The sequence below is a fragment of the Mesonia oceanica genome (assembly GCF_902499555.1).
GTDB lineage: Bacteria > Bacteroidota > Bacteroidia > Flavobacteriales > Flavobacteriaceae > Mesonia > Mesonia oceanica.
The window spans coordinates 168,710-192,299 of record NZ_CABVMM010000003.1; the positions used below are offsets into that span (position 1 = coordinate 168,710).

Here is a 23,590-nt window from a genome sequence, read left to right on the forward strand (position 1 = left end):
GGTTAAGAATAAACCCGAAGTATGTTATTAAATTGTTATTAATGTTATGACTATAAAAGATTTGTTAACTTAGGTGTTTTAATATTATCTTTACTTTTACGCCGATCAATTTTTAAGTTTTTTACACATGGAAAAGCAAGAGATTACCATTTTACTAGTAGATGATGAGCCGGATATTTTAGAAATTGTAGGATACAATTTATCTTCTGAAGGATATACGGTGGTTACCGCAGATAATGGTGCAAAAGCCGTGAAAATGGCTAAAAAGAAAAAGCCTGATCTCATTATTTTAGATGTAATGATGCCAGAAATGGATGGTATAGAAGCTTGTGAGCAGATTAGAAAAATACCAGAACTTCAAGATACAATCATTACTTTCTTGACCGCAAGAGGAGAAGATTATTCTCAAGTGGCCGGTTTTGATGCCGGAGCAGATGATTATATTACTAAGCCCATTAAACCTAAATTACTTTTAAGCAAAGTAAAAGCCTTATTAAGACGCCGTCGTTCAGAAGGTGAGGAAAGTAATGTGATGGAAGTTGGTGAAATTGTGATAGATCGTGACGAGTACAAAGTAATCAAAGGAAAAGAGGAAATCATTTTGCCACGAAAAGAATTTGAATTACTTTCATTATTAGCCTCTAATCCCGGTAAAGTGTTTAAAAGAGAAGATATTTTAAACAATGTTTGGGGTAACGAAGTTGTGGTTGGCGGTAGAACGATAGATGTTCATATTAGAAAACTTCGGGAGAAAATTGGAGATAAAAAGTTTAAAACCGTAAAAGGAGTAGGTTACAAGTTTGTAGTTTAATGGCGAAAGAGTTTAAAAGATCATATAAGTTTGCATTCTATACATCTTTATTTATTACCCTTTTTACCACTGGTGCATTAGCGGCATATCAGGTTTTTTATGCAAACTTTTCTTTTATTCATACAGCAGTTTTCTTTGTTTTATGCTATTGTCTTGCCTTTTTGATTATTCAATTAAGGATTGAACATTTTATCTACCGACGCGTAAAAGCGGTCTACGATAATGTTTCACTTTTAGAATCCTCTTCCCTTCAAAAACAGCAAGTCACTACCGATATGGCAACATTGACTAGAGAGGTTGAAAAATTTGCTGAAGGAAAAAAACTGGAAATAGAAGCCCTTAAAATCCGAGAAAATTACCGAAAAGAATTTATGGGAAATGTTTCTCATGAATTAAAAACTCCATTATTTACTGTTCAAGGCTATATACTTACATTAATTGACGGGGCCATAAAAGATAAAAAAGTACGTGATAAATATTTAAACCGAGCAAGTAAAGGTTTGGATAGACTTATCTATATTGTAAAAGATTTAGATATGATTACCAAATTGGAAGCGGGTGAACTTCATTTACGGGAAGAAGAATTTGATATTATTGAAGTTATTCAAAATGTATTCGATTTATTTGAAATGAAATCTGCCAAAAAGAACATTTCATTAACCTTCGATCTCGATTATGAAGAACCTATTTATATTTATGCGGATAAAGAGAAAATTCAGCAAGTGATTACCAATTTAGTGGTTAATTCCATTAAATATGGAAAAATAGGAGGGACTACTGAAGTGAGTATTGAAGACTTAATAAAAAATAAAGTAATTGTAAGAATTACTGATAATGGAGAAGGGATCGAACAAAAAAATATTCCGCGATTGTTTGAAAGGTTTTATCGAGTAGATAAAAGTGGATCTCGTAAAGAAGGAGGTTCCGGACTCGGCTTGGCCATTGTGAAGCATATTTTAGAAGCGCACAACGAAAAAATTTATGTAGAAAGTGATTTTGGCGTTGGGAGTGAATTTTCTTTTACTTTAGAAAAGTCTAAACAAAGAGCTCCAGTCCAAACCAGTACTGCTAAAACTTAATCCGCTGTAAAAATTAACTTCCCTTAATTTTTCAGCCTTAAACCTGTGTTGAGAGCAACTTGGTGCAATTCTGTTTTCTTTTAGTCTTTTCGCTAAGTATTCTTGTTCCGTTTGACCGGGAGTCGGGATAAAAAAAGCTTTTTTCTTCAGCTTAGCAATATCCATCAACGTAGTATAGCCTGAACGTGATAGGATAACTTCACTTTTATTAATGGCTTCCTCTAAATCTTTTCCGCTTAAATAATTAAAAATTGTGATATTACCAATAGTGCCTTTGGTTTGTACCTCTTCTACTACGCCTCTTACAAAAATGATTCGCTTGTCGGTATCTTTAAATTCCAGTAAAAGTTTTTCTTCGAGTAAAGTGCGTTGAGGTTCCGGACCCGAAAGTAAAATCATCAAATCATATTCAATAGGTAATTCCTTTTTTTCGAAACGGCTTAAAGCTCCAATATAGTTAAGGTTGAATTGCGATTCTTTTTTTAAATGACCTAATTTCCCGCTAAGATTAGGAGATTTGGCAAAATCAGGTATCCAACATTCTTTGAATTTTTTAATGTAAAATTGATGAATTTTAGAACTGAAATACGTTGTCTTTCCGGTTAATACATTTAATTGATGCGTTATAAAAACCGAAGGGACAAATTTACAAAACACACCTAATCGATTGTCAGAAATAACTCCACTAATTTTTTCCTTTTCATAAATCTCAAGAGTGATTTTCCTTTCGTTATTTACTGTTTTTAAAATCTTATAACTTTTAAAAAACAATTTCGACTTAAAGAAAAAACCTTTTCTGGCGTATTTAATGTTATAAGAAGGAAGCTCATAAAACTTCAAATGAGGAAATTCTTTCTTTAATAAGGCTAAAGCACTCCCGTCTGAGGCTAAGATAGGTTCAAAATTATTGATTTCTAAAGCCTTAATGATGGGGATGCAACGGGTCGCATGGCCTAATCCCCAATTTAACGGTGCAACTAAAATCTTTTTTTTCGCCATAATCAAAGATAGCGTATTTACCTCTGCTTTATTTTATTTAATTTTACCAAAATATTAAATAATATCCGTGGGAAGTAAAAATAAATTAAAAAGGTTTAAAGAAAACGAAACTTTTAACAATGTTGTACAACCAACTAGGAATGAAATTGTTGATGGTAATTTTAAGTTGAAAGGAAAATGGGCTCAAGATTTTTTTAAGAATGATTTACCCATCGTTTTAGAACTTGGCTGCGGAAAAGGTGAATATAGCGTAGGTTTGGCTGAAAAATATCCTGAAAAGAATTTTCTGGGAATCGATATTAAAGGTGCCCGTTTCTGGAGAGGTGCAAAAACAGCATTGGAAGAAGAAATGCCGAATGTAGGTTTTCTAAGAACCCAAATAGAATTGGTAGATCAGATTTTTGCTGAAGGTGAAGTAGATGAAATTTGGATTACTTTCCCAGATCCACAAATAAAATACAAGCGAACTAAACATAGATTGACCAATTCTGAATTTCTTCAGAAGTATAAAAAGATTTTAAAACCAGACGGGGTAGTCAATTTAAAAACTGATAGCGAATTTATGCACGGTTATACCTTGGGGTTGCTACACGGGGAAGGACACGAAATTTTACATGCGAATCACGACGTTTACAAAAATGAATATTCACCCGAAGAAGTGATTGGTATTCAAACTTTTTACGAAAAACAGTACCTTGAAGAAAATAAAAGAATTACGTATATTCAATTTCGCATAAAATAATTCAACCTTGGAAGAATCGAAGCTCTTTTTATTTACTTTTTTAGCAGCACTTGGTGGGGTGATTCCTCCGGGATTAGTAAATATGACGGTCGCCAAATCGTGTCTAGAAAGAGGTAAACGTAGCGGGATTTTTGTTGCTTTAGGCTCGTGTACCATTGTGCTTATTCAATCTTTTTTGGCAATTATGCTTTCCAAGTATATTCTAGGGCATCCTTATGTCAATAAAATGTTGCTTCGGGCAGGATTAGTTATTTTTCTTTTATTGATGATTTATTTCTTTATTCAAGCAAAAAAGAACAAAAAAGTAAAAACCAGTAAAAAGGGAGATTCCGGTAAAAGTTATTTAAAAGGATTGACGATTGCATTGTTTAACGTATTTCCTATTCCTTATTTTGTCGCTTTGAGTACTGCCCTTTCTCCTGAAAAAGGAGGTTACGATATGGTAGATATGGTGATTTTTGCTTTTGCTGCTGCTATGGGGAGTTTTGCCACTCTTTATGGTTACGTAATAGGTTTTGCTAAAATTGAAAAACATACCCAATCTTTCAGTAAATATTCTAATTATTTTATGGCTGGTTTGATGCTTGTCTTGGTGATTATCACCTTAATTAGAATTTTTAAGCCTTTTTCATGAGTACTTCTGCTAACTTTTTTGAAAAGGTTTACCAAGTTGCCCGACAAATTCCTTACGGAAAAGTAACTACTTACGGAGCCATTGCCAAGGCTATAGGTGCTGCAAAAAGTGCTAGAATGGTAGGTTATGCGATGAATGGTGCAGGGGAGCGGGAAGATGTTCCTGCGCATCGGGTGGTCAATAGAAAAGGAGTGCTTACCGGCAAGCATCATTTTTCAGGAACCAATTTAATGCAACAACTTTTAGAAAGTGAAGGTGTTCAAGTAAAAGACAACCAAATTCAAAATTTCCAAGAGGTTTTGTGGGAACCGGAAATACTTTCAGAATAAAATTGATAAGCCTTATACATAGCATCGATAAATTCAATAGATGAACTTCAAAATTACATTGCTATCCCGTATATTTGCACTTTAGAATAATTCTAAGTAAGAAGAAAAGAAAATTTCTATATGAAATTAGATAAGAAAGATATTTTAAAAGCCTTGGAAACCATTAGTGTTTCCGGTGAAGGGCAAAATATGATAGAAGCAGACGTTGTAACAAACGTCAATATTTTTGGAGATGAGGTTGAAGTGGATTTAGTACTGAAAACTCCTGCTATGCACATTAAAAAACGTGCAGAAGTAGATGTGATGAAAGCTATTCACAAGCATGTTTACGAAAAAGCAAAAGTGAAAGTAAACATTAGGGTAGATGCTCCTAAAAATAAAGCTCCAGAAATTAAAGGAAAACCAATTCCGGGAATTAAAAATATTGTGGCGGTCGCTTCGGGTAAAGGAGGTGTTGGTAAATCTACTGTTACGGCAAATTTAGCCGTGAGTCTTTCTAAAATGGGCTTTAAAGTAGGCTTACTGGATGCCGACATTTACGGGCCTTCTGCAACCATTATGTTTGATGTAGAAAGAGAAAGACCCCTATCGGTAAATGTAGATGGAAAATCTAAAATGAAACCCGTAGAAAATTACGGAGTGAAAATACTTTCTATAGGCTTTTTTACCAAGCCTAATCAAGCGGTAATTTGGCGTGGGCCAATGGCAGCAAAAGCTTTAAACCAAATGATTTTTGATGCCGATTGGGGAGAGTTAGATTTTCTTTTAGTAGATCTTCCTCCGGGAACAGGAGATATTCATCTTTCTATTATGCAATCTATGCCCATTACAGGAGCGGTGATTGTAAGTACACCGCAAAATGTAGCTTTAGCCGATGCAAAAAAAGGAGTAGCGATGTTTCAGCAAGAAAGTATTAATGTGCCGGTATTAGGTATTATTGAAAATATGGCGTATTTTACTCCAGCTGAATTGCCTGAAAATAAGTATTATATTTTTGGCGAAAAAGGCGCTAAAAATTTAGCAGACGATTTAGAAGTTCCATTTTTAGGTGAAATTCCATTAGTTCAAAGTGTACGTGAAGCCGGAGATATTGGTCGTCCTGCAGCCTTGCAGGAAGATACGCCAATTGCTGATGCTTTAAAAGATATCACCAGAAATGTAGTAGAAGAGACGGTAAAGAGAAACGAAAATATACCGCCTACAGAAGCTATTAAAATTACAACAATGGCAGGTTGCAGTGCCGTAAAAAAATAGAGATATGACGACGATTAGCAAAGACTTAAAGCAAAACGTAGAGAAAGCATTAGATGAAATCCGTCCGTTTTTAAAAAATGATGGAGGCGATATTTCTTTAATTGAAATAGATGAACAAACCAATGTTGTTCGTGTACGTTTAGAAGGTGCTTGTGTAGGTTGCAGTGTGAACCAAATGACACTGAAATCTGGAGTAGAAATGACTATCAAAAAATACGCTCCGCAAATAGAAAAAGTAATCAATATTGAAGCTTAAGATTTTTCTGAAAGCTGATGATTGTCATTTTTTAACTGAGTCTTAAAAGTTAATATCGCATCTCGTATCTTAAGAAATAAAATTTATGATTAAGACAGATATATTAATTATAGGAGCCGGACCTACCGGCCTCTTTACTGTTTTTGAAGCAGGATTACTTCAACTAAAATGTCACTTAATAGATGCATTACCGCAACCCGGCGGACAATGTGCAGAATTATACCCTAAAAAACCTATCTATGATATTCCCGGTTTTCCGGAAGTGTTGGCCGGAGATTTAGTCGATAATTTAATGGAACAAATCAAATCTTTCGAGCCTGGTTTTACCTTAGCTGAAAGAGCAGAAACTATTGAAAAATTAGAAGACGATACTTTTTTGGTAACCACTAATAAAGGAACTCAGCATAATGCGCCTATCGTAGCTATTGCAGGAGGATTAGGAAGTTTTGAGCCAAGAAAACCACCGATTCCAAACATCGCAAATTTTGAAGATAAAGGAGTGGCTTATATGGTGAAAGACCCGGAAGTGTACCGAAACAAAAAAGTGATCATTGCCGGTGGAGGTGATTCGGCTTTAGATTGGAGTATATTTTTAGCCGATGTGGCTGAAGAAGTAACTTTAGTTCACCGTAGAAACGAATTTCGTGGTGCATTAGATTCTGTAGAGAAAGTAAAAGAATTAAAAGATCTTGGAAAGATTAATTTAATTACCCCTGGAGAAGTAGATGGTTTACAAGCCGACGAAAACGGTCACCTTGCTTCTGTAATCATCAAAAAGAAAAGTGAAGCTACCGAAGAAATTCAGCTTGAGGTAGATCATTTTATTCCATTATTCGGACTTTCTCCAAAGCTCGGGCCAATTGCTGATTGGGGGCTAGAAATAGAAAAGAACGCTATCAAAGTAGATAATGCGCTAGATTACCAAACCAATATTCCCGGGGTTTATGCCATTGGAGATGTGAATACCTATCCCGGAAAATTAAAATTGATTCTTTGTGGTTTTCATGAAGCGACCTTGATGTGTCAAAGCGCTTACAAGAAAATTTATCCCGATAAAAAATACGTGATGAAATATACTACGGTTGGCGGAGTAACCGGTTTCGATGGAACCAAAAAAGAAGCTCCCAAAGCGGTCGTAAAAGCAATCGATTAATGGAACAAGACGTAAAAATTACCATCATCGATCGTGAAGGGGTAACGCACGAAATTGATGCACCTACCGATATGAATATGAATCTAATGGAAGTAGTTCGTTCTTACGAACTAGCTCCGGAAGGAACCATCGGGATTTGTGGTGGAATGGCTATGTGCGCTTCTTGCCAATGTTACGTACTAAGCGATACAGAATTGCCCGAAATGCAAGACGATGAGGAAGCCATGCTTGCAGAAGCTTTTCACGTAGAAGACAATAGTCGTTTAGGATGCCAAATTCCTATTACCGAAGAATTAGCAGGGCTTAAAGTGCAATTAGCTCCTGAAGAATAAACTTTCTGATAAATATATAATGGAAAAAGCCTTATCAAATTTTGATAAGGCTTTCCTTTTTTTCTTGCAAGGTTTTGGAAACCTTGTAGGTCTGAATTATAATTTTATAATGCGCTCAACTATTTTCTTGATTTTAATAGTTCGGAAATTTTAGGACGTAAAAGAAAAATCTGCAAGATATATACTGTCTCGCAGATTTAATTTTATCCTTTTAAAAACTAAAACGAATATTGAGTCCCTAATGTAACCGAATATTTTTGTTTTAGCTGAACTCCGTTAGGTTCTTGATAAGCCGGTAATTTTACTTCCGCAGCAAAGCGTAATCCTTTTAAAGTATTTTTTGTGAAATAGTAATTTCCGCCAATAGCATAATTCAATTGCATGCCTCCACTATTGCTGGTGTTGGCAGTCGTTACCATCATCGGGTTTAATACCGGATTGTTTCCTTCAATTTGTTCTGTGTAATTAGCTTCGGCTCTTACTGAAAAGCTGAAGTTTTCAGTAGCATCTAAAGCTAACCAAGAAGTTGCTAGGTATTGATTCCCTAAGCGGTAGTCATTATCGTTTTCATTCAAGAAAAACTTAGCATTGGCTTGCGCTCCACCACTTAGTTTTTCAGTTTGCCACAAATAGGTCATTCCCAATTTAGTTGAAAAAGAACCAGAACCAATTTGCATTGGGTAAGGTAAAATTACTTCTTCACCGTTGGACATGGCGGTTTCATCTTTTTCATCGATAGAACCAGTTGGGATGCCAATGCCAAATTCTGCGTGTAGGGCTTGTTGGTTTTTGTTCATTAAATTTACTAATGCACTCACGCTCACGTCACCAAAACCGGAAGAGCTTGTAGAAAAATCTGTATCCATTGCCATTCCCATATCGTTGGACATTCGCATGGTTAAATCCATATCGTTAGTAATATAATTGGCCATCACCATAAAAGTTAATCCATCAGAAGGTGCGTACATTGCTCCCAACATATGCATGCCCATCATCATTTCTTGTGGTGCGGTCATGTAATTTTGATACACGAACTCTTCATTTACATCATCACTTTCGTAGCGAAGGTCTTGCATTTGCATAGTCATATAGCGATACGAAACCATAAATTCTCCTTTGTGATGGGTGTGGTCGCCCATCACTCCAATAGGTGCGTGACTACTAGCTCGATGAGCACTCCATAAATTTTCTTCTTTTTTGTTTTCTTGTGCGTTAAGGTGAAGACAAAATAATGCCATACCTAACCATAAAATATTTTTCATGAATTGAATTTTTAAAAGTTATATAATTTATTTTCTGCTTTTTATTGAATTTGAAACAGAAGTTTACCATTGCGTAAATGTAATTTGGATGCCGAAATGTTTTCAGCATTTAAAATTGAAAGAACAATTAAGCTTGTGGCGGTTGAAAAGGAATATTTTCGCTTAAAAAAGAATAATAATTAAGGTAAAAGTAATCCGATTTACTATTAAAGTTGAAGTGTTGAGGTTGGCTGATTTCAGCAATTTCTATAAAACCAATTGGATAATTCTTTAGTTGAATGTTTTGTGTTTTTGTAGGGGAATTATCATCATTCTGTTTTTGAAGTTGCTTCATTAAATAACATTTTCCGTTACAATTTAAACGTGGTTTGTCTTTGTTTACGCAAAGTACCTCTACGATGTAATTGTAGTTAAAGCAATACTGTAAGATGGGTTCGACGGGTTGAAGCATCGCCACCAAATAAAGAGCAGTAAATATTATGGAAAGAATTTTAGACAATGACTTTTTGTTGAATGATTTCTTCTTCGATCCCGTCCCACAATACAATTCGGTTTTCCAATGCTTTTAGGGAGGCTTCTTCTACTTCTTGCCATTTTTGTTCGTCATTTTCACAAAGCTCTTCAATCATTTTTAGGGCCATCGGACCGTGCTCATCTTCATCTAATTCAATATGGCGATCAAAATAATACTTGAATAACCTTAAATCTTCTTCTGGAAATTGCTCTTGAATTTTGGTGATAATTGAATTAAACATGGCAGGAATCAAATTTTCCCGCCCAAAGGTGAAAGCTGCAGCAATTACATGAGGGCGATTGGTATAAATAGTTTCAAAAGTAAACTTGATGAATTTTTTTACACTAATGGGCAAATCTGAAGCGGCAATAATTAAATAAATATCGGTACCATGCTGAATCTGCTCCATAAATTTTGAAATAGCTTTGGTACTGGCACCACCTTTTTTCATCGCATCCAAATACATTTCGTAATGACTTTGGCGATTTCCGTAGAGGTTGATGTCGGTTTCTTCTGCTAAAACAATTTCATTTATTAAATAGCGAACTTCAGGATTGCCAACAGGATACCATGGGAAATTAGTATTGGTTAATTTAGACTGAAGTGCTTTGAGTAGCGACATAAAATCCCACACGGCAAAAACATGGTGTTCCATAAAAACCTGAAGATCTTTAGGCGTCTGAATTTTTTCGTATAAAGAATGATTCAGTAACTTTTCACGTAGTTCTTTAGTAGCTTGCTCAATGCGGATAATGCTCATACTCTAAATTTTATGCAAAAATAAGGCGCGATTCTTGTTTATTAAAATGCAAATGAAAGTTTAACGATAGTTTCATCTATAAATAATGGATTTTTAAGGGTCTTTGATTTATGCTATTGAATATTCTTATTTTTTATTCCGATCAATCAAAAGGTATTTTGCGTGCAGAAGACGTTTTGCCCAAAAAAGATGTGAAGCTAAAAAAGAAATGCTGTGAGAAATATTTAAAAAAGGGCAAACGCTGTAAACGCTGCCCTTGTTTCGATTTGCTTTCTTGATTTAGATCTACTAAATCTGTCGAAGCTTATGGTTTTTTTGTCATGCTGGACCTTCCCGTCCGTCAGGCAGGCTTGTTTCAGCATCACATCATTATTGTAAATTATTTAAAAGCTGAAATTCCTGTAATGTCCAATCCTGTAATTAATAAATGGATATCGTGAGTTCCTTCATAGGTGATTACGCTTTCTAAATTCATCATATGTCGCATAATACTGTATTCACCGGTGATTCCCATTCCTCCTAAAATTTGTCGGGCTTCACGGGCAATTTTAATCGCCATATCTACATTGTTACGTTTTGCCATCGAAATCTGAGCAGAAGTAGCTTTCCCTTCATTTTTTAATTGGCCTAAGCGTAAAGCCATTAATTGTGCTTTGGTGATTTCAGTAATCATCTCTGCTAATTTTTTCTGCTGAAGCTGATAGCTAGCAATTGGCTTGTCAAACTGAATACGCTCTTTAGCATAACGCAAAGCGGTATCATAACAATCCATAGCTGCGCCAATCGCTCCCCAAGCAATTCCATAGCGGGCAGAATCTAAACAACCAAGTGGAGCGCCTAATCCGGTTTTGTTAGGTAGTAAATTTTCTTTCGGCACTTTTACGTCATTGAAGATTAACTCTCCAGTAGCAGATGCACGAAGTGACCATTTATTGTGCGTTTCTGGAGTGGTGAACCCTTCCATCCCGCGTTCTACGATTAAACCGTGGATTCTGCCTTCTTCATTTTTAGCCCAAACCACGGCGATATCACAAAATGGAGCATTGGAAATCCACATTTTAGCGCCATTTAATAAATAATGATCGCCTTTATCTTTGAAGTTAGTGATCATTCCACCGGGATTCGATCCGTGATCGGGTTCGGTTAATCCGAAACTTCCCATAAATTCTCCCGTAGCTAATTTAGGAAGGTATTTTTTACGTTGTTCTTCGTTACCGTATTTCCAAATAGGGTACATCACCAACGAGGATTGAACTGAAGCGGTTGAACGAACACCACTATCCCCACGTTCAATTTCTTGCATGATTAAACCATAAGAAATTTGATCTAACCCGGCACCTCCGTATTCTTCTGGAATATAAGGACCAAAAGCACCAATTTCTGCTAAACCTTTTACGATTGATTTAGGGAATTCTGCTTTTTGTGCTGCCTCTTCGATAATAGGTGATACTTCTCTTTTTACCCAGTCGCGAGCTGCATCACGAACCATTTTATGTTCATCGGTAAGTAAGTCGTCTATATGGTAATAATCTGGAGCTTGAAATAAATCTGCCATAAACTATTTTTGAAATTCTTAAAAATTTATGGGTAAATTTAAGGAAAGCTTAAAAAGAGAGCAATATTATCGGCTACATTTTTAAATAAAAATCTTTTACTAAGTTTTTATAATCTTCGGTGTAAACGTGGCGATCAATTTCTATAATTAATTCTGAAGTTTTGATAAGTGTTTTTTCAAATCCAAATTGAAGTAAACTTCTCTTTAGTGGTGAGTTTTCATTGCCGCGAACTCGTGTGATTTTCTGCGGATATAAGTTTACTTCTGAAGCTAGTTGAATAAATTCTTCTTCATTTTTATACGGAATAATCGTGCAAAATCTACCTTTTTCAGCAAGCAATTGCGCTGAATATTTTACGAGATCTTCAAATGGAAGTGCTTCGGTAAACCGAGCTAAATTTCGATTTTCTTCTGTTGAAGTGAAATTTTCATCATAAAAAGGTGGATTGCTAATAATGAGATCATAAGTTTCACCTTCCATTTCTTCCGCAAATTCATCTAAAGCTGCATGATAGCAAAATAGTCGGTCGCCCCAATCGCTATTTTCAAAATTGTCCACGCATTGTTCGTAGGCGTTTTCTTCAATTTCTAAGGCATCAATTAATTCAGCAGTGCTGCGTTGAGCGAGCATTAAGGCAATTACACCGGTGCCCGCGCCAATATCCAGAATAGACTCGGGATGTTGATCTAAACTCGCCCAGGCTCCTAATAAAACGCCATCAGTACCAATTTTCATAGCACATCGATCTTGCTCAACGTTAAATTGCTTAAACTGGAATACCTTTGACATAAAGTTTTGAGTTTTTAATTCCTAAAACCTATTACCTAAATACTCAAAGACTAATCTAAGTACATTTCAATAAGGCCTTCGGGAACGTTGAGGTGTAGAGTTTTATTGGGTCTGTCAAGCTTATCGATAAAATCGTCATTTACGGGAACTAGAATTTCGTTACCTTCATGTTCAATTTCGAATAAGGCCTGCGGTGTAGAGTCATTGATACTTTTTAAAATACCAACTTCTCCAAAATTTTTGTCGGTTACTTTAAAGCCTATAACCTCGTGAAAATAAAACTGATCGTTTTCTAATTCAGGTAAAAAGGAAAGAGGAAGATAAAGTTCTTTTTTAAGGATACGGTCAGCATCTTCTTCAGCAGTGATTTCTTCAAATTTGATTCGAAGTAAATTTGATTTCTGAAGTGAACTTTTCTCAATAAAAAATGGAATCAAGTTTTTATTCATATCAATAAAAACTGATTCCATTTCTAAAAAACTTTCAGGATCATCGGTGTCAAGTTTGACTAAGACTTCTCCTTTAAAACTGAATTTACTAACGATTTTTCCAAGATAGAAACAATCTTCCTTGCGCATCGTTAGACTAATTTATTCAGATTTTTTCTCTTCAGCTTTCGCTTCTTCTGCAGTTTCTGCTTCTGGAGTAGCTTCTGCTTCCGGTTCACCTTCTTCAGTTACCGCAGCAGCATCTGCCTCTGCTTGAGCAGCTTTGTATTCTGCTTCACGCTTTTCGTTCACCTCTTTTTCAGCAGCAAGGGCTTTTTCTCTAGCTTCTTGCTCTTCTTTAGAAAGGTTTTCTTTCTTAGCGTTAATTTTTCCTTCTTTTTCTTCTAACCAAGCTTTGAATTTTTCTTCAGCTTGCTCTTCTGTTAAAGCACCTTTACGAACACCTCCAGCTAAGTGATGTTTTAATAAAGCACCTTTGTAAGAAAGGATAGCACGAGCGGTATCAGTTGGTTGAGCACCATTCTGTAACCATTTCACAGCACCGTCAACATCTAAATCAATAGTTGCTGGGTTGGTGTTTGGATTGTAAATTCCTAATTTGTCTAAAAATTTACCGTCTCTTTTTGAGCGAACATCTGCGGCTACGATCCAGAAAAAAGCTCTACCTTTTCTCCCGTGTCTTTGTAATCTAATCTTTACAGGCATATTTAAATTAAATTTTGGGGTTCTCGACCCCGATTATTAATAAGTCTGCAAATGTACTGTATTATTTTTTAAATCAAGTGAAAATATTATTAATTTTTATTTTACATTTGTAACACTCAAATAGTTAAAGAAACCTCAAATTTATGAAAAAATTAAGCCTACTTTTACTTTTAGTAACCATTACTATTGCTTGTAGTGATGATATTACAGGTAATGACCCTTCCATTCAAGGTGAAGTAAACGGTGAGTTTTTTAGGACTAGTATTTCATCTGCTTATAAAAATCAAGATAGTTCTATAACTTTAACTGGAGAGACAGGGCTAGATAAAATTACATTAAAGGCAGCTGAGTTTGCGGTTGGAACGTATCAATTAGGGGTTAGTTCTCAGAGTGAGGCGGCTTATGAAATTAATGGGGTAGGGGTTTTTTCAACTGGTAATACAGGGGACGGAGCTATTGAGATCACAAGAGTTACTACAACTACACTTTCTGGAGAGTTTTATTTTAATGCATACCTCAACGGAAATCAGGATACGCTTAATGTAAATAAAGGTTCTTTTTTTGATATACCTGTTACTAATGTAAGTGGTGGCGGGAATGAAGGTGTTTTAACTTGTGACCAAGCACAACAATTAACTACAGCTGCTCAAACAGCTTATGAAGGCGAAGATTCAGGTTCTGAAGAATTTGAAACTATTTGTAACAACTACAAGAATGCTTTAAACGCTCAAATAGTAGCTTGTGGGGATCAAGATAATATTTTGCAGAATACTATTGATGGTTTAGAATGTAATCAGTAAGAAAATATATCTATTATTTATTTTAAAAACTTCAGGAATTTTCTGAAGTTTTTTTGTTTTTATACAATATTTAGATAACTATTACGTTTTAAAAACAAAGTTGATTAAATTCACTTTGCCCCAAGTTTTAAAAGGCCGCCGCTTGATAAGTAGGTGGCTTTTTTTGTTGATAACTTCCCTTTCTTTTAAGCTTATCTTTTTCTAATTTTATACGTTCAATTCTTCAAAAATAGTCACCGCTCATGTATTTAATTTTTGATACCGAAACTACCGGATTACCAAAGCGTTGGGATGCTCCTATAAGCGATTCAGAGAACTGGCCAAGAGCCATTCAGATTGCTTGGCAGTTACACGATGAAATGGGAAAGTTGATTGAACACGATGATTTTCTTATTCAACCCGATGGTTTCAACATTCCTTATGATGCTGAAAAAATACACGGAATTTCTACCGAATTAGCTGCTGAAGACGGAATTGCTTTGCAAGAAGGTTTAGCTCGTTTTCAAAAAGCTTTAGGGAAAACCAAATTTATTGTTGGTCAAAATGTAGGCTTCGATGTAAATATTATGGGGGCTGAATTTTACCGGGAAGGGATTGAAACAAATCTCACCGAACTTCCGGTATTAGATACTTGTACCGAAACTACCGCGCAGCTTTGTCAGATTCCCGGAGGGCGTGGCGGTAAATTTAAGTTACCAACACTCACCGAACTTCATGAGCATTTATTTGGAGAACCTTTTTCTGAAGCCCATAATGCAACTGCCGATGTAGAAGCTACAACTCGTTGCTTTTTAGAATTGATAAGACAGCGAATTTATACGGCAGAAGAATTAGATGTTACGCCGGACTATTTTGAAAATTATTCAGAAACCAATCCGCAGCCCATTCAACTTATCGGGTTAAAGCACATTAACCTGAAAAAAGCTTCCGAAGTAATTCGGAGGAAAATGGCCAAGCAGGAGCCGCAATCAAAACTTTCAGAAGAAGAAATAAAAGAGAATATTGAAGTCTTGCAAGATGAAGACTTTGTTCATCTGCATAACCACAGTCAATATTCTATTTTACAGTCTACCATCAGCGTTCAAGATTTGGTAAAAGCGGCTGCAGATAAAAATATGCCGGCCGTAGCGCTTACCGACCACGCCAATATGATGGGAGCTTTTCATTTTGTTTCTGCAGTAGCCAGGCATAATGATGAGGTCAAAAAGATGCGGGCAGAAGCAGAAGAAAATGGCGAAACATTCAGTGGTAGGGAAATGACCGGAATTGTGGGTTGTGAATTTTTTGTTTGTGAAAATCATACCGATAAATCCAGAAAAGATAATGGTTATCAAATAGTACTTTTAGCAAAGAATAAGAAAGGCTATCATAACTTGGCAAAAATGTCATCTAAAGCTTATACAGACGGGTTTTATTATGTGCCGCGTATTGATAAGGAGGTCATCAAACAGTACAAAGAAGATGTGATGGTCCTCACCGGAAATTTATACGGTGAAGTGCCAAGTAAAGTCTTAAATGTTGGAGAAAAGCAAGCAGAAGAAGCTCTACTGTGGTGGAAAGAAGAATTTGGTGATGATTTATACATGGAGATTATGCGCCATGGGCAAGAAGATGAAGATCGTGTAAACGAGGTGTTGATTCGGTTAGCTAAAGAGCATCAAGTGAAATTAGTAGCTTCTAATAACACCTATTATTGTGATAAAGAGAATGCCAATGCACACGATATTTTACTTTGTGTTAAGGATGGAGAAAAACAATCTACGCCTATAGGAAGAGGTCGAGGTTATCGTTACGGGTTACCCAATCAAGAATACTACTTCAAGTCGGCGGCAGAGATGAAAGAGCTCTTTAAAGACTTGCCGGAAGCGATTACCAATATTCAAGAGGTGGTAGATAAGGTAGAGCCATTTGTCTTAGCAAGAGATGTGTTGTTACCTGCCTTTACAATTCCTGAACAGTTTTTAGATGAAAAAGATAAGGAAGATGGTGGTAAGCGCGGGGAGAATGCCTATTTACGACATTTAACCTATAAAGGGGCCGAAGAGCGCTACGAAGAAATTACAGATGCCATTCGAGAAAGGTTAGACTTTGAACTTTCAGTGATTGAAAAAACCGGTTATCCCGGCTATTTTTTGATTGTAGAAGATTTTATTCGTGAAGCTAGAAACATGGACGTTTCGGTGGGCCCGGGTCGTGGGTCTGCGGCAGGAAGTGCTGTAGCATATTGCTTAAAGATTACCAATATCGATCCGATTAAGTATGATTTGCTTTTTGAGCGTTTCTTAAATCCGGATCGTGTAAGTATGCCCGATATCGATATTGATTTTGATGATGAAGGAAGAAGTCGGGTAATGGATTATGTGATTGGGAAATACGGAGCCAATCAGGTAGCGCAAATTATTACCTACGGAACGATGGCAGCGAAGTCTTCTATTCGTGACACGGCGAGAGTATTGGATTTACCGCTTAGTGATGCCGATCGTATTGCGAAGCTAATTCCCGATATGTCGAAGTTACATAAGATTTTTGCTTTGGATGAAAAGGGAGTGAAAGCAAAATTCCGTAGTGAAGAAGTAGAAAAAATAAATGAGCTTTTTAATATTTCCGAAGGGGAAGATTTAGAAGCGCAAACTGTAAATCAAGCCAGAATTTTAGAAGGTTCGGTGAGAAATACAGGGATTCACGCTTGTGGGGTGATTATCACACCAAGTGATATTACCAATTATGTTCCGGTTTCTGTAGCTAAAGATTCCGATTTGTATGTCACCCAGTTTGATAACTCGGTGGTAGAAAGTGCTGGATTGCTGAAGATGGATTTCTTGGGGTTAAAAACACTAACGCTTATTAAAGATACCATCAAAATTGTAAAAGGCCGTCACGGAATTGAATTAGACCCGGAAACATTTCCGTTAGATGATGAAGAAACCTATAAACTCTTCCAACGTGGAGAAACGGTAGGTATATTTCAATACGAATCTCCCGGAATGCAAAAACATATGCAAGCCTTAAAACCAACAGTGTTTGAAGATTTAATTGCGATGAATGCCTTGTACCGCCCGGGACCTATGGAATATATTCCGAGTTTTATTGCACGTAAACATGGCGATGAAGAGATTACCTACGATCTCGATGATATGGAAGAATACCTAAAAGAAACCTATGGGATTACCGTTTATCAAGAGCAGGTGATGTTACTATCGCAAAAGTTGGCAGACTTTACCAAAGGTGAAGCCGATGTATTGCGTAAAGCGATGGGGAAAAAACAGCGAGCGGTACTTGATAAAATGAAACCGCAGTTTATTTCTCAAGCTGCCGCTAAAGGTCATGATCCCGAGAAATTAGAAAAAATCTGGAAAGACTGGGAAGCTTTTGCTAGTTACGCCTTTAATAAGTCTCACTCCACATGTTACGCTTGGATTGCCTACCAAACTGCTTATTTAAAAGCGCATTATCCTGCAGAATATATGGCAGCGGTACTTTCTAATAACATGAACAATATTAAAAACGTTACTTTCTTTATGGAAGAATGTAAACGTATGAAGTTGCCGGTATTAGGTCCTGATGTAAATGAATCTTATTACAAGTTTTCGGTAAATAAAGATAATGCGGTGCGTTTTGGGATGGGAGCGATAAAAGGAGTTGGTAGTGGAGCTGTAGCTACCATCGTGGAAAACCGAAAAGAAGATGGAGCTTATCGTTCTATTTTTGATATGGCCAAACGTATCGATTTACGTGCTGCCAATAAAAAAGCTTTTGAAAACCTTGCTTTAGCTGGCGGGTTTGATTGCTTTACACCTACACATCGGGCACAATACTTCCATGATGATGGTGATGGAATTACTTTTTTAGAGAAAGTAATGAAGTTTGCTTCGAAATTTCAAGAAAGTCAAAATTCCTCTCAGGTGAGTTTGTTTGGCGAAGCTAGTGAAGTACAAATCCCCGAGCCTCAAGTGCCCCCTTGCGAAGAGTGGACGACCATGGAAAAACTTAAAAAAGAACGTGATGTGGTGGGAATTTATATCTCAGGACATCCGTTGGATGACTTCACCCACGAGATCAAACATTTTTGTAACAGTACTCTGGAAAACTTCGGTGATTTACATAGTCAGACCAATCGGGAACTTTCCTTTGCGGGAATTATTACTGATGTGCAACACCGTGTGAGTAAGACAGGTAAAGGCTGGGCTGCATTTACGGTAGAAGATTATTTAGAATCTTATGAGTTCAGGATTTTTGGAGAAGAATACTTAAAACACCGCCACTTTTTAATGATGAATAGTTTTGTGTATATCAAAGCATTTATCAAGCAAGGTTGGGTAAATAAAGATACCGGAAAGGCTGGCGATCCCCGTATTCAGTTTAATTCATTTAAGCAATTACAGGATGTAATGGAAGAGTCTGCAAAAAAACTCACTATTCAGTTGGATGTTCATGAATTAAAAGAAGAGCGGATCGAGTTTTTAAAAGATTTGTTTGTAACTTTTAAAGGCGACCATACCCTTAATTTTGTGGTTTATGAGATGAAAGAACGGGTAAAACTACATATGCCCAGTAGAAAGCAAAAGGTGAAAATCTGTAATGAATTGTTGGAACAGTTGAAAGAAGAAAAACTGGCATATAAAGTCAATTAGTTGTTTTTGGTCGAAGAAATTTAATCTTAGTCTGATATTTTATATATTAGGTTCCTGAAAGTCTCCATTTAAAACTAGGTTGTTCATTTTGGTGAAATAAAATGAATGAATAGCGGAGCATAGGGTAACTAATATGAAAAAGATACAGCTCCTTTATTTTTTAATTTTGATAAGTTGTGGTGTAATAAACGCCCAGCAACTCAATGTGGATAGTTTACTGGTTGAAACTATTAATAATGTCAAAAAAGGAAGATATAGCCAAGCAAAACAACAAGCTTATCAGGCACTCCGCGAAACACCGGATTATGTAGATTTTAAGCTTTTTCTGGGGAGGTCTCACCAAATGACCAAACAGCCGGATAGCGCAAGGTATTATTATAAGCAGGTCATCGAGCAAACTCCTAACTATAAAGATGCTTATAAGTTTTGGAGTTCGCTGGAAATTGACGAGAAAAGGTACCAAAAATCGGATAGTGTTTTAAATTTAGCTATACAGGAGTTTCCAGAAGACGTTTCTTTCTATGTACAGAAAAATGAGGTGAACCATCATTTATTAAGTACTCAAGAGCAACTTGAGTTTTTGAAGAACACTCGAAAAACTTTTCCTGATAATTCACAAATTGCCCAGCAATATTATTTGTTGGCCTCCCAAATAAAGACAGATCGTTTAGGAGTGCTTTACACCTACACTGCTATAGATAGAGAAGCGATAGGGCCTTGGCATTTAGGAACTTTTCAATATGTGAGAGAAAGAACTTGGGGATCACTCATAGCCAATATAAATTATAACCAACGGAGGTCTAATGGAAATCTACAGATAGAGGGGGCGCAATTAGACCTTCAATCGTATTTTTTTACTAGTCAATCAGACTATTCTTTTTTAGCCTTAGCCTACAGCAAAGACGAAATTTTTCCTAAACTTCAAGCTAGGTATTCTTTTTATCATAATTTCAATAAGGGTTGGGAAGCAGAGTTGGGCGCAAGATATACACAAACAAGAACCGAAGATTTATATGCTTTAGTAATGGGAGGTAGCAAATACTTAGGTTCTTTTTGGATCAACTTAAGAAGTTTTTCAACTTATCAAGATGCTTCTCTTTATCCGGTGTTAGCTTTTCGAACTCGTTATTATAGAAATACACGTTTTGATTATTGGGAAGCTTCCTTGGGCTATGGAACCTCCCCAGATAATACTTTTGTGCAAAACCAGATAGGGGAAAGGCTAAGTTTAGAAAGTTATAATTTTGGAGTAGCCTACCAACATTTATTCTTAAAAAAGCTTCTACTAGGGGCTAAGGTTTATTACAATAATTTAGAATACAGAAAAAATAAAAAGCAGCAAGAATATAGCTTTTTTATTCAAATGTCTTATCTGTTGTAAGATTTTAAATTGCTTACTCCGGTTGGATAATTAATATTGTTTTTATGCAAAGTACTTCATTGTCATTTTATAATTTCTTTAAAGCTGTTCCGCATCCTATATTGGTTATCAATGAACAGCGAAACATTGAAATGCCAAATAATCTATTATTGAAATTATTTGGTTACGAAGAAGAAGAGTTATTGGGTAAGCATGTCCTTGAACTCTTCCCGGTTAAGCAACAAAATAGATTTACATTACAATTAGAAACTTTTCTTAACGAATATGAATTAAATAAAAATCAAGAAATACTTCTAGATGGTTTAAAAGATAAAAACAGAGTTGTCAGTAAATCTGGAGAACTATTTCCGGTAGAAATTGTTTTTAACGCTTTACCTTCAAAAGCCGGGTTGTTTGTACTAATTTCATTCACCAATATCTCTAAAAGAGCCCAAGCGGAAAAAAATTATAAGCAAGTTTTTCAGAAATTACAAATAGCATTGTCCTCTTCCATGATTGGCATCTGGGAATATGACTTTGCTACCAATGAGATGAAATATGATGATAACATGAGAGCGCTTTACGAATTAGCCCCGGAAGAAGAAGTAGACTCTTTTGAAGAAAATTGGAAAAAAAGAATACATCCTGAGGATGCAACTAGAGTTAAAGACAATTTTAGAAAAGCAATAATCAACCAACGTAATTATCAAGATTCCTTTCGCATTATCGTGCCTGGTGGTTATGTGCGCTATATAAAATCTAGGGGGAAGGTTATTTTTTATAAGTCAGGCAAGCCCATCCGTATCTTGGGTACTAATATAGATATTACTTCAGAACGTGAGTACCAGGTTATTCAAAAAGAAAATTACGAAAGAAATAAACTCTTTATAGAGCAAGCTCCTACAGCCATTGCTATGCTAGATAAAAATATGTGTTATTTGGCAGCCTCCAAAAAATGGATGACCGATTACAAACTCACCAGAAATATTATAGGGAAATCTCATTATAAAGTGTTCCCTGAAATTCCTGAAGAATGGAAAGAAATACATCAAAAATGTCTAAAAGGGGGTTTAGATATTAGTGATGAATCTATGTTTGAACGTGAAGATGGTAGTGTACAATGGATTTCTTGGGAGATAAAACCATGGTATATAAATAAGAACGAAATAGGAGGTATTTTAATGTATACCGCTAATTTAACTTCACTTAAAGAAAATTACCATGAGAAGTTACGGCTCCAAAATATGCTTAATGAGGTTAATGAGGTGGCCGGTATAGGATTTTGGGAGATCAACTTGGAAAGCAATGAGGTTTATTGGAGCTCTACTACCAAAGAAATCCACGAAGTGGAAGAAGACTATATGCCTTTGCTGGAAGAAGGCATCAACTTCTATGTGGAGGAAGATCGAGAGCGAATTAGCTCCTCTATTGAGCAAACCCTACACACAGGAAAGACTTTTGAAGGTGAATTTCAAATTATTACAGCAAAAGGGAATAAGCGATGGGTAAAAAGTATTGGGCTGCTGGAACAGGTGGAAGGAAAAAATAAACGTTTATATGGTATTTTTCAAGACATCACCAACTCCAAAAATTATGAAAAAACTTTAGTGAAAGCCCGGCAAAAAGCTGAAGCCGCCAGCAAATCAAAATCAGAGTTTCTTGCCAATATGAGCCATGAGATTAGAACCCCACTTAACGGGGTAATTGGTTTTACAGATTTACTGATGAAAACCTCCTTGACTAAAAATCAGATGGGATATTTAAAGACGGTGAATAATTCGGCTAATCTATTGTTAGATGTGATTAATGATATCTTGGATTTCTCAAAAATTGAAGCAGGAAAATTAGAGTTAAACACAAGTCCCGTAGATATTCATGAACTCTGCAAAGAAACGATAGACATTCTTAAACATCAGGTGAATAAAAGAAAAGTAGAAATTTTATTAAACATTTCGCCTAATTTGGAGAAGAATGTATACGCCGATGAAATAAGGTTAAAACAAATTGTGACCAATCTTTTAAATAATGCCATTAAGTTTACAGAAGAGGGAGAAATAGAATTAAAAGTAAGTATTGCTAAAGAGCAGGAAAACGATGGAAATGCGAAGTTAAGGTTTTCTGTAAGAGATACCGGAAAAGGCATCGCGAAAGAACAACTTTCAAAAATTTTCAATGCTTTTGATCAGGAAGATGCTTCCATTACCAGAAAGTACGGAGGTACCGGCTTGGGCTTAACCATAAGCAACCAGTTACTAAAATTGATGGAAAGCGAATTAAAGGTAACCAGTGAATTAGGAAAAGGAAGTGTTTTTTATTTTGAAGTAAGTTTTCCAATCGCTACAGAAGAAGCGATAGATTTATTGCGTACAAAAAAGTATACAAATGTCTTAGTTGTAGATGATAATGAGCAAAACCGTGAAATATTACGCGAAATGCTTCAACAACTAAAAGTAAACTGTCGGGAAGAAGCTAATGGGGTCGAAGCTATCCAAACCTTAATGAATGAAAAGGATTTTGATTTGATTATCTCAGATTATGATATGCCTTTTATGAATGGGGTAGACTTTATAACTTACCTAAGAAATAATTTTGAAGACAAGCTAAAAGATATAGATATAATGCTTTTGCACAGTATAGCCGACGATCAAATTGTTGGGCAAGCAGCTAAAGAATTAAACCTTGAGTATGTTTTTGAAAAACCTTTGAGCTTTAAAGATTTAGGGAAGGTAATCAAGCCGGAAATGGAACCCGGTGAAGAAGAAATATTAGACGATATAGTAATGTCTAGCTCACCCCCTACAGGTCTAAACGTACTTGTTGTAGAAGATAACCCCGTAAATACCTTATTGATTAAAGAGATTTTAACCAAGCTATTGCCTACCGCTCATTTAACTTGTGCTGTTAACGGGAAAGAAGCCGTAGCCCTATGTGAAAATTCTTCGTTTGACCTCCTGTTTATGGATGTACAAATGCCGGTGATGAGTGGTTTAGAAGCTACCGAGAAAATACGTCAACTAGAAGCTTATCAAGATACTCCCATTATTGCGTTAACGGCAAGAATATTACAAAAAGAGCGTGATGAATGCTTAGAGAGCGGTATGAATAGTGTTCTTATAAAACCTTTGAAGTACCAAGCGATTAAAAAAGTTATAGGAGAGTTTAATTACGAATAATT

Annotated in this window: 21 protein-coding genes; 13 read left to right on the plus strand and 8 right to left on the minus strand. The window is 36.0% G+C overall.

Translation table 11 applies throughout. The annotated features are described in order from the left end of the window. The first annotated feature begins 127 nt into the window (after positions 1–127). A complete protein-coding gene (locus FVB9532_RS04530) occupies positions 128–811 on the plus strand; it encodes a response regulator transcription factor (protein ID WP_150544018.1) in 684 nt (227 codons plus the stop codon). After that, the gene (locus FVB9532_RS04535) at positions 811–1,890 is read left to right on the plus strand and encodes a sensor histidine kinase (RefSeq protein WP_150544019.1); all 1,080 of its coding nucleotides are present in this window, start codon (positions 811–813) and stop codon (positions 1,888–1,890) included. The genes FVB9532_RS04530 and FVB9532_RS04535 overlap by 1 nt, the downstream gene beginning before the upstream one ends. On the opposite strand, the gene FVB9532_RS04540 is transcribed toward FVB9532_RS04535, so the two are convergent. Further along, the gene (locus tag FVB9532_RS04540) at positions 1,837–2,889 is read right to left on the minus strand and encodes a glycosyltransferase (RefSeq protein ID WP_150544020.1); all 1,053 of its coding nucleotides are present in this window, start codon (positions 2,887–2,889) and stop codon (positions 1,837–1,839) included. The genes FVB9532_RS04535 and FVB9532_RS04540 overlap by 54 nt on opposite strands. Before the next feature lie 67 nt (positions 2,890–2,956). On the opposite strand from FVB9532_RS04540, the gene trmB reads away from it, so the two are divergent. The 7 genes from trmB to FVB9532_RS04575 all read left to right on the plus strand — a co-directional run bounded on the left by trmB (position 2,957) and on the right by FVB9532_RS04575 (position 7,589). After that, complete coding sequence (gene trmB / locus FVB9532_RS04545) at positions 2,957–3,631, plus strand: tRNA (guanosine(46)-N7)-methyltransferase TrmB (protein WP_150544021.1); 675 nt, start codon at positions 2,957–2,959, stop codon at positions 3,629–3,631. A gap of 7 nt (positions 3,632–3,638) precedes the next feature. Next, on the plus strand, positions 3,639–4,265 hold the full coding sequence (locus FVB9532_RS04550) for a LysE family translocator (RefSeq protein ID WP_150544022.1): 627 nt from the start codon (positions 3,639–3,641) through the stop codon (positions 4,263–4,265). After that, positions 4,262–4,594: an MGMT family protein gene (locus FVB9532_RS04555; protein WP_150544023.1), complete on the plus strand. Its 333-nt coding sequence runs from the start codon at positions 4,262–4,264 to the stop codon at positions 4,592–4,594. The genes FVB9532_RS04550 and FVB9532_RS04555 overlap by 4 nt, the downstream gene beginning before the upstream one ends. 120 nt (positions 4,595–4,714) lie before the next feature. After that, positions 4,715–5,848: an Mrp/NBP35 family ATP-binding protein gene (locus FVB9532_RS04560; protein WP_150544024.1), complete on the plus strand. Its 1,134-nt coding sequence runs from the start codon at positions 4,715–4,717 to the stop codon at positions 5,846–5,848. Positions 5,849–5,852: 4 nt separating this feature from the next. Beyond that, a complete protein-coding gene (locus tag FVB9532_RS04565; RefSeq protein ID WP_150544025.1) occupies positions 5,853–6,104 on the plus strand; it encodes a NifU family protein in 252 nt (83 codons plus the stop codon). Positions 6,105–6,189: 85 nt separating this feature from the next. Then, positions 6,190–7,257: an NAD(P)/FAD-dependent oxidoreductase gene (locus FVB9532_RS04570; RefSeq protein WP_150544026.1), complete on the plus strand. Its 1,068-nt coding sequence runs from the start codon at positions 6,190–6,192 to the stop codon at positions 7,255–7,257. Beyond that, entirely contained in the window at positions 7,257–7,589 is a 333-nt protein-coding gene (locus tag FVB9532_RS04575) for a 2Fe-2S iron-sulfur cluster-binding protein (RefSeq protein WP_150544027.1), read from the plus strand. Before FVB9532_RS04570 ends, FVB9532_RS04575 begins: the two co-directional genes overlap by 1 nt. 218 nt (positions 7,590–7,807) lie before the next feature. Here the strand turns inward: FVB9532_RS04575 and FVB9532_RS04580 are convergent, their stop codons facing one another. The 7 genes from FVB9532_RS04580 to FVB9532_RS04610 form a co-directional block, all read right to left on the minus strand. Next, positions 7,808–8,851, minus strand: coding sequence for a transporter (locus FVB9532_RS04580; protein WP_150544028.1), 1,044 nt, complete (start codon positions 8,849–8,851; stop codon positions 7,808–7,810). Between the two features lie 127 nt (positions 8,852–8,978). Further along, entirely contained in the window at positions 8,979–9,350 is a 372-nt protein-coding gene (locus FVB9532_RS19415) for a hypothetical protein (RefSeq protein ID WP_194716483.1), read from the minus strand. After that, positions 9,343–10,125: a DUF3050 domain-containing protein gene (locus tag FVB9532_RS04590; RefSeq protein WP_150544030.1), complete on the minus strand. Its 783-nt coding sequence runs from the start codon at positions 10,123–10,125 to the stop codon at positions 9,343–9,345. The genes FVB9532_RS19415 and FVB9532_RS04590 overlap by 8 nt, the downstream gene beginning before the upstream one ends. 379 nt (positions 10,126–10,504) lie before the next feature. After that, positions 10,505–11,680, minus strand: coding sequence for an acyl-CoA dehydrogenase family protein (locus FVB9532_RS04595; RefSeq protein WP_150544031.1), 1,176 nt, complete (start codon positions 11,678–11,680; stop codon positions 10,505–10,507). 73 nt (positions 11,681–11,753) lie between these two features. Next, positions 11,754–12,470, minus strand: a complete 717-nt coding sequence (locus FVB9532_RS04600; RefSeq protein ID WP_150544032.1) for a tRNA1(Val) (adenine(37)-N6)-methyltransferase — start codon at positions 12,468–12,470, stop codon at positions 11,754–11,756. Between the two features lie 50 nt (positions 12,471–12,520). Beyond that, positions 12,521–13,048 carry a ribosome maturation factor RimM gene (rimM, locus tag FVB9532_RS04605; protein ID WP_150544033.1) on the minus strand — a complete coding sequence of 176 codons (528 nt, stop codon included), beginning with the start codon at positions 13,046–13,048 and terminating at the stop codon, positions 12,521–12,523. A 12-nt stretch (positions 13,049–13,060) separates the two neighbouring features. Continuing rightward, positions 13,061–13,624, minus strand: coding sequence for a 30S ribosomal protein S16 (locus tag FVB9532_RS04610; protein WP_150544034.1), 564 nt, complete (start codon positions 13,622–13,624; stop codon positions 13,061–13,063). A gap of 143 nt (positions 13,625–13,767) precedes the next feature. Here FVB9532_RS04610 and FVB9532_RS04615 point away from each other — a divergent pair, with 143 nt between their 5' ends. The 4 genes from FVB9532_RS04615 (at position 13,768) to FVB9532_RS04630 (ending at position 23,588) form a co-directional block, all read left to right on the plus strand. Then, positions 13,768–14,424 carry a DUF6252 domain-containing protein gene (locus FVB9532_RS04615; RefSeq protein WP_150544035.1) on the plus strand — a complete coding sequence of 219 codons (657 nt, stop codon included), beginning with the start codon at positions 13,768–13,770 and terminating at the stop codon, positions 14,422–14,424. Between the two features lie 242 nt (positions 14,425–14,666). Beyond that, entirely contained in the window at positions 14,667–19,055 is a 4,389-nt protein-coding gene (dnaE, locus tag FVB9532_RS04620) for a DNA polymerase III subunit alpha (protein WP_150544036.1), read from the plus strand. A 133-nt stretch (positions 19,056–19,188) separates the two neighbouring features. Continuing rightward, the gene (locus tag FVB9532_RS04625; RefSeq protein WP_150544037.1) at positions 19,189–20,436 is read left to right on the plus strand and encodes a YaiO family outer membrane beta-barrel protein; all 1,248 of its coding nucleotides are present in this window, start codon (positions 19,189–19,191) and stop codon (positions 20,434–20,436) included. A 44-nt stretch (positions 20,437–20,480) separates the two neighbouring features. After that, positions 20,481–23,588: a PAS domain-containing hybrid sensor histidine kinase/response regulator gene (locus FVB9532_RS04630; protein ID WP_150544038.1), complete on the plus strand. Its 3,108-nt coding sequence runs from the start codon at positions 20,481–20,483 to the stop codon at positions 23,586–23,588. The last annotated feature ends 2 nt before the right edge of the window (positions 23,589–23,590 follow it).

Excerpts from the sequence above, each read along its gene's own strand:
- FVB9532_RS04530 (WP_150544018.1), top strand. The coding sequence starts at position 128 with ATGGAAAAGCAAGAGATTACCATTTTACTAGTAGATGATGAGCCGGAT.
- FVB9532_RS04535 (WP_150544019.1), top strand. The coding sequence starts at position 811 with ATGGCGAAAGAGTTTAAAAGATCATATAAGTTTGCATTCTATACATCT.
- FVB9532_RS04540 (WP_150544020.1), bottom strand. The coding sequence starts at position 2,889 with ATGGCGAAAAAAAAGATTTTAGTTGCACCGTTAAATTGGGGATTAGGC.
- FVB9532_RS04555 (WP_150544023.1), top strand. The coding sequence starts at position 4,262 with ATGAGTACTTCTGCTAACTTTTTTGAAAAGGTTTACCAAGTTGCCCGA.
- FVB9532_RS04560 (WP_150544024.1), top strand. The coding sequence starts at position 4,715 with ATGAAATTAGATAAGAAAGATATTTTAAAAGCCTTGGAAACCATTAGT.
- FVB9532_RS04565 (WP_150544025.1), top strand. The coding sequence starts at position 5,853 with ATGACGACGATTAGCAAAGACTTAAAGCAAAACGTAGAGAAAGCATTA.
- FVB9532_RS04570 (WP_150544026.1), top strand. The coding sequence starts at position 6,190 with ATGATTAAGACAGATATATTAATTATAGGAGCCGGACCTACCGGCCTC.
- FVB9532_RS04575 (WP_150544027.1), top strand. The coding sequence starts at position 7,257 with ATGGAACAAGACGTAAAAATTACCATCATCGATCGTGAAGGGGTAACG.
- FVB9532_RS04580 (WP_150544028.1), bottom strand. The coding sequence starts at position 8,851 with ATGAAAAATATTTTATGGTTAGGTATGGCATTATTTTGTCTTCACCTT.
- FVB9532_RS04590 (WP_150544030.1), bottom strand. The coding sequence starts at position 10,125 with ATGAGCATTATCCGCATTGAGCAAGCTACTAAAGAACTACGTGAAAAG.
- FVB9532_RS04595 (WP_150544031.1), bottom strand. The coding sequence starts at position 11,680 with ATGGCAGATTTATTTCAAGCTCCAGATTATTACCATATAGACGACTTA.
- FVB9532_RS04600 (WP_150544032.1), bottom strand. The coding sequence starts at position 12,470 with ATGTCAAAGGTATTCCAGTTTAAGCAATTTAACGTTGAGCAAGATCGA.
- rimM (WP_150544033.1), bottom strand. The coding sequence starts at position 13,048 with ATGCGCAAGGAAGATTGTTTCTATCTTGGAAAAATCGTTAGTAAATTC.
- FVB9532_RS04610 (WP_150544034.1), bottom strand. The coding sequence starts at position 13,624 with ATGCCTGTAAAGATTAGATTACAAAGACACGGGAGAAAAGGTAGAGCT.
- FVB9532_RS04615 (WP_150544035.1), top strand. The coding sequence starts at position 13,768 with ATGAAAAAATTAAGCCTACTTTTACTTTTAGTAACCATTACTATTGCT.
- dnaE (WP_150544036.1), top strand. The coding sequence starts at position 14,667 with ATGTATTTAATTTTTGATACCGAAACTACCGGATTACCAAAGCGTTGG.
- FVB9532_RS04625 (WP_150544037.1), top strand. The coding sequence starts at position 19,189 with ATGAAAAAGATACAGCTCCTTTATTTTTTAATTTTGATAAGTTGTGGT.
- FVB9532_RS04630 (WP_150544038.1), top strand. The coding sequence starts at position 20,481 with ATGCAAAGTACTTCATTGTCATTTTATAATTTCTTTAAAGCTGTTCCG.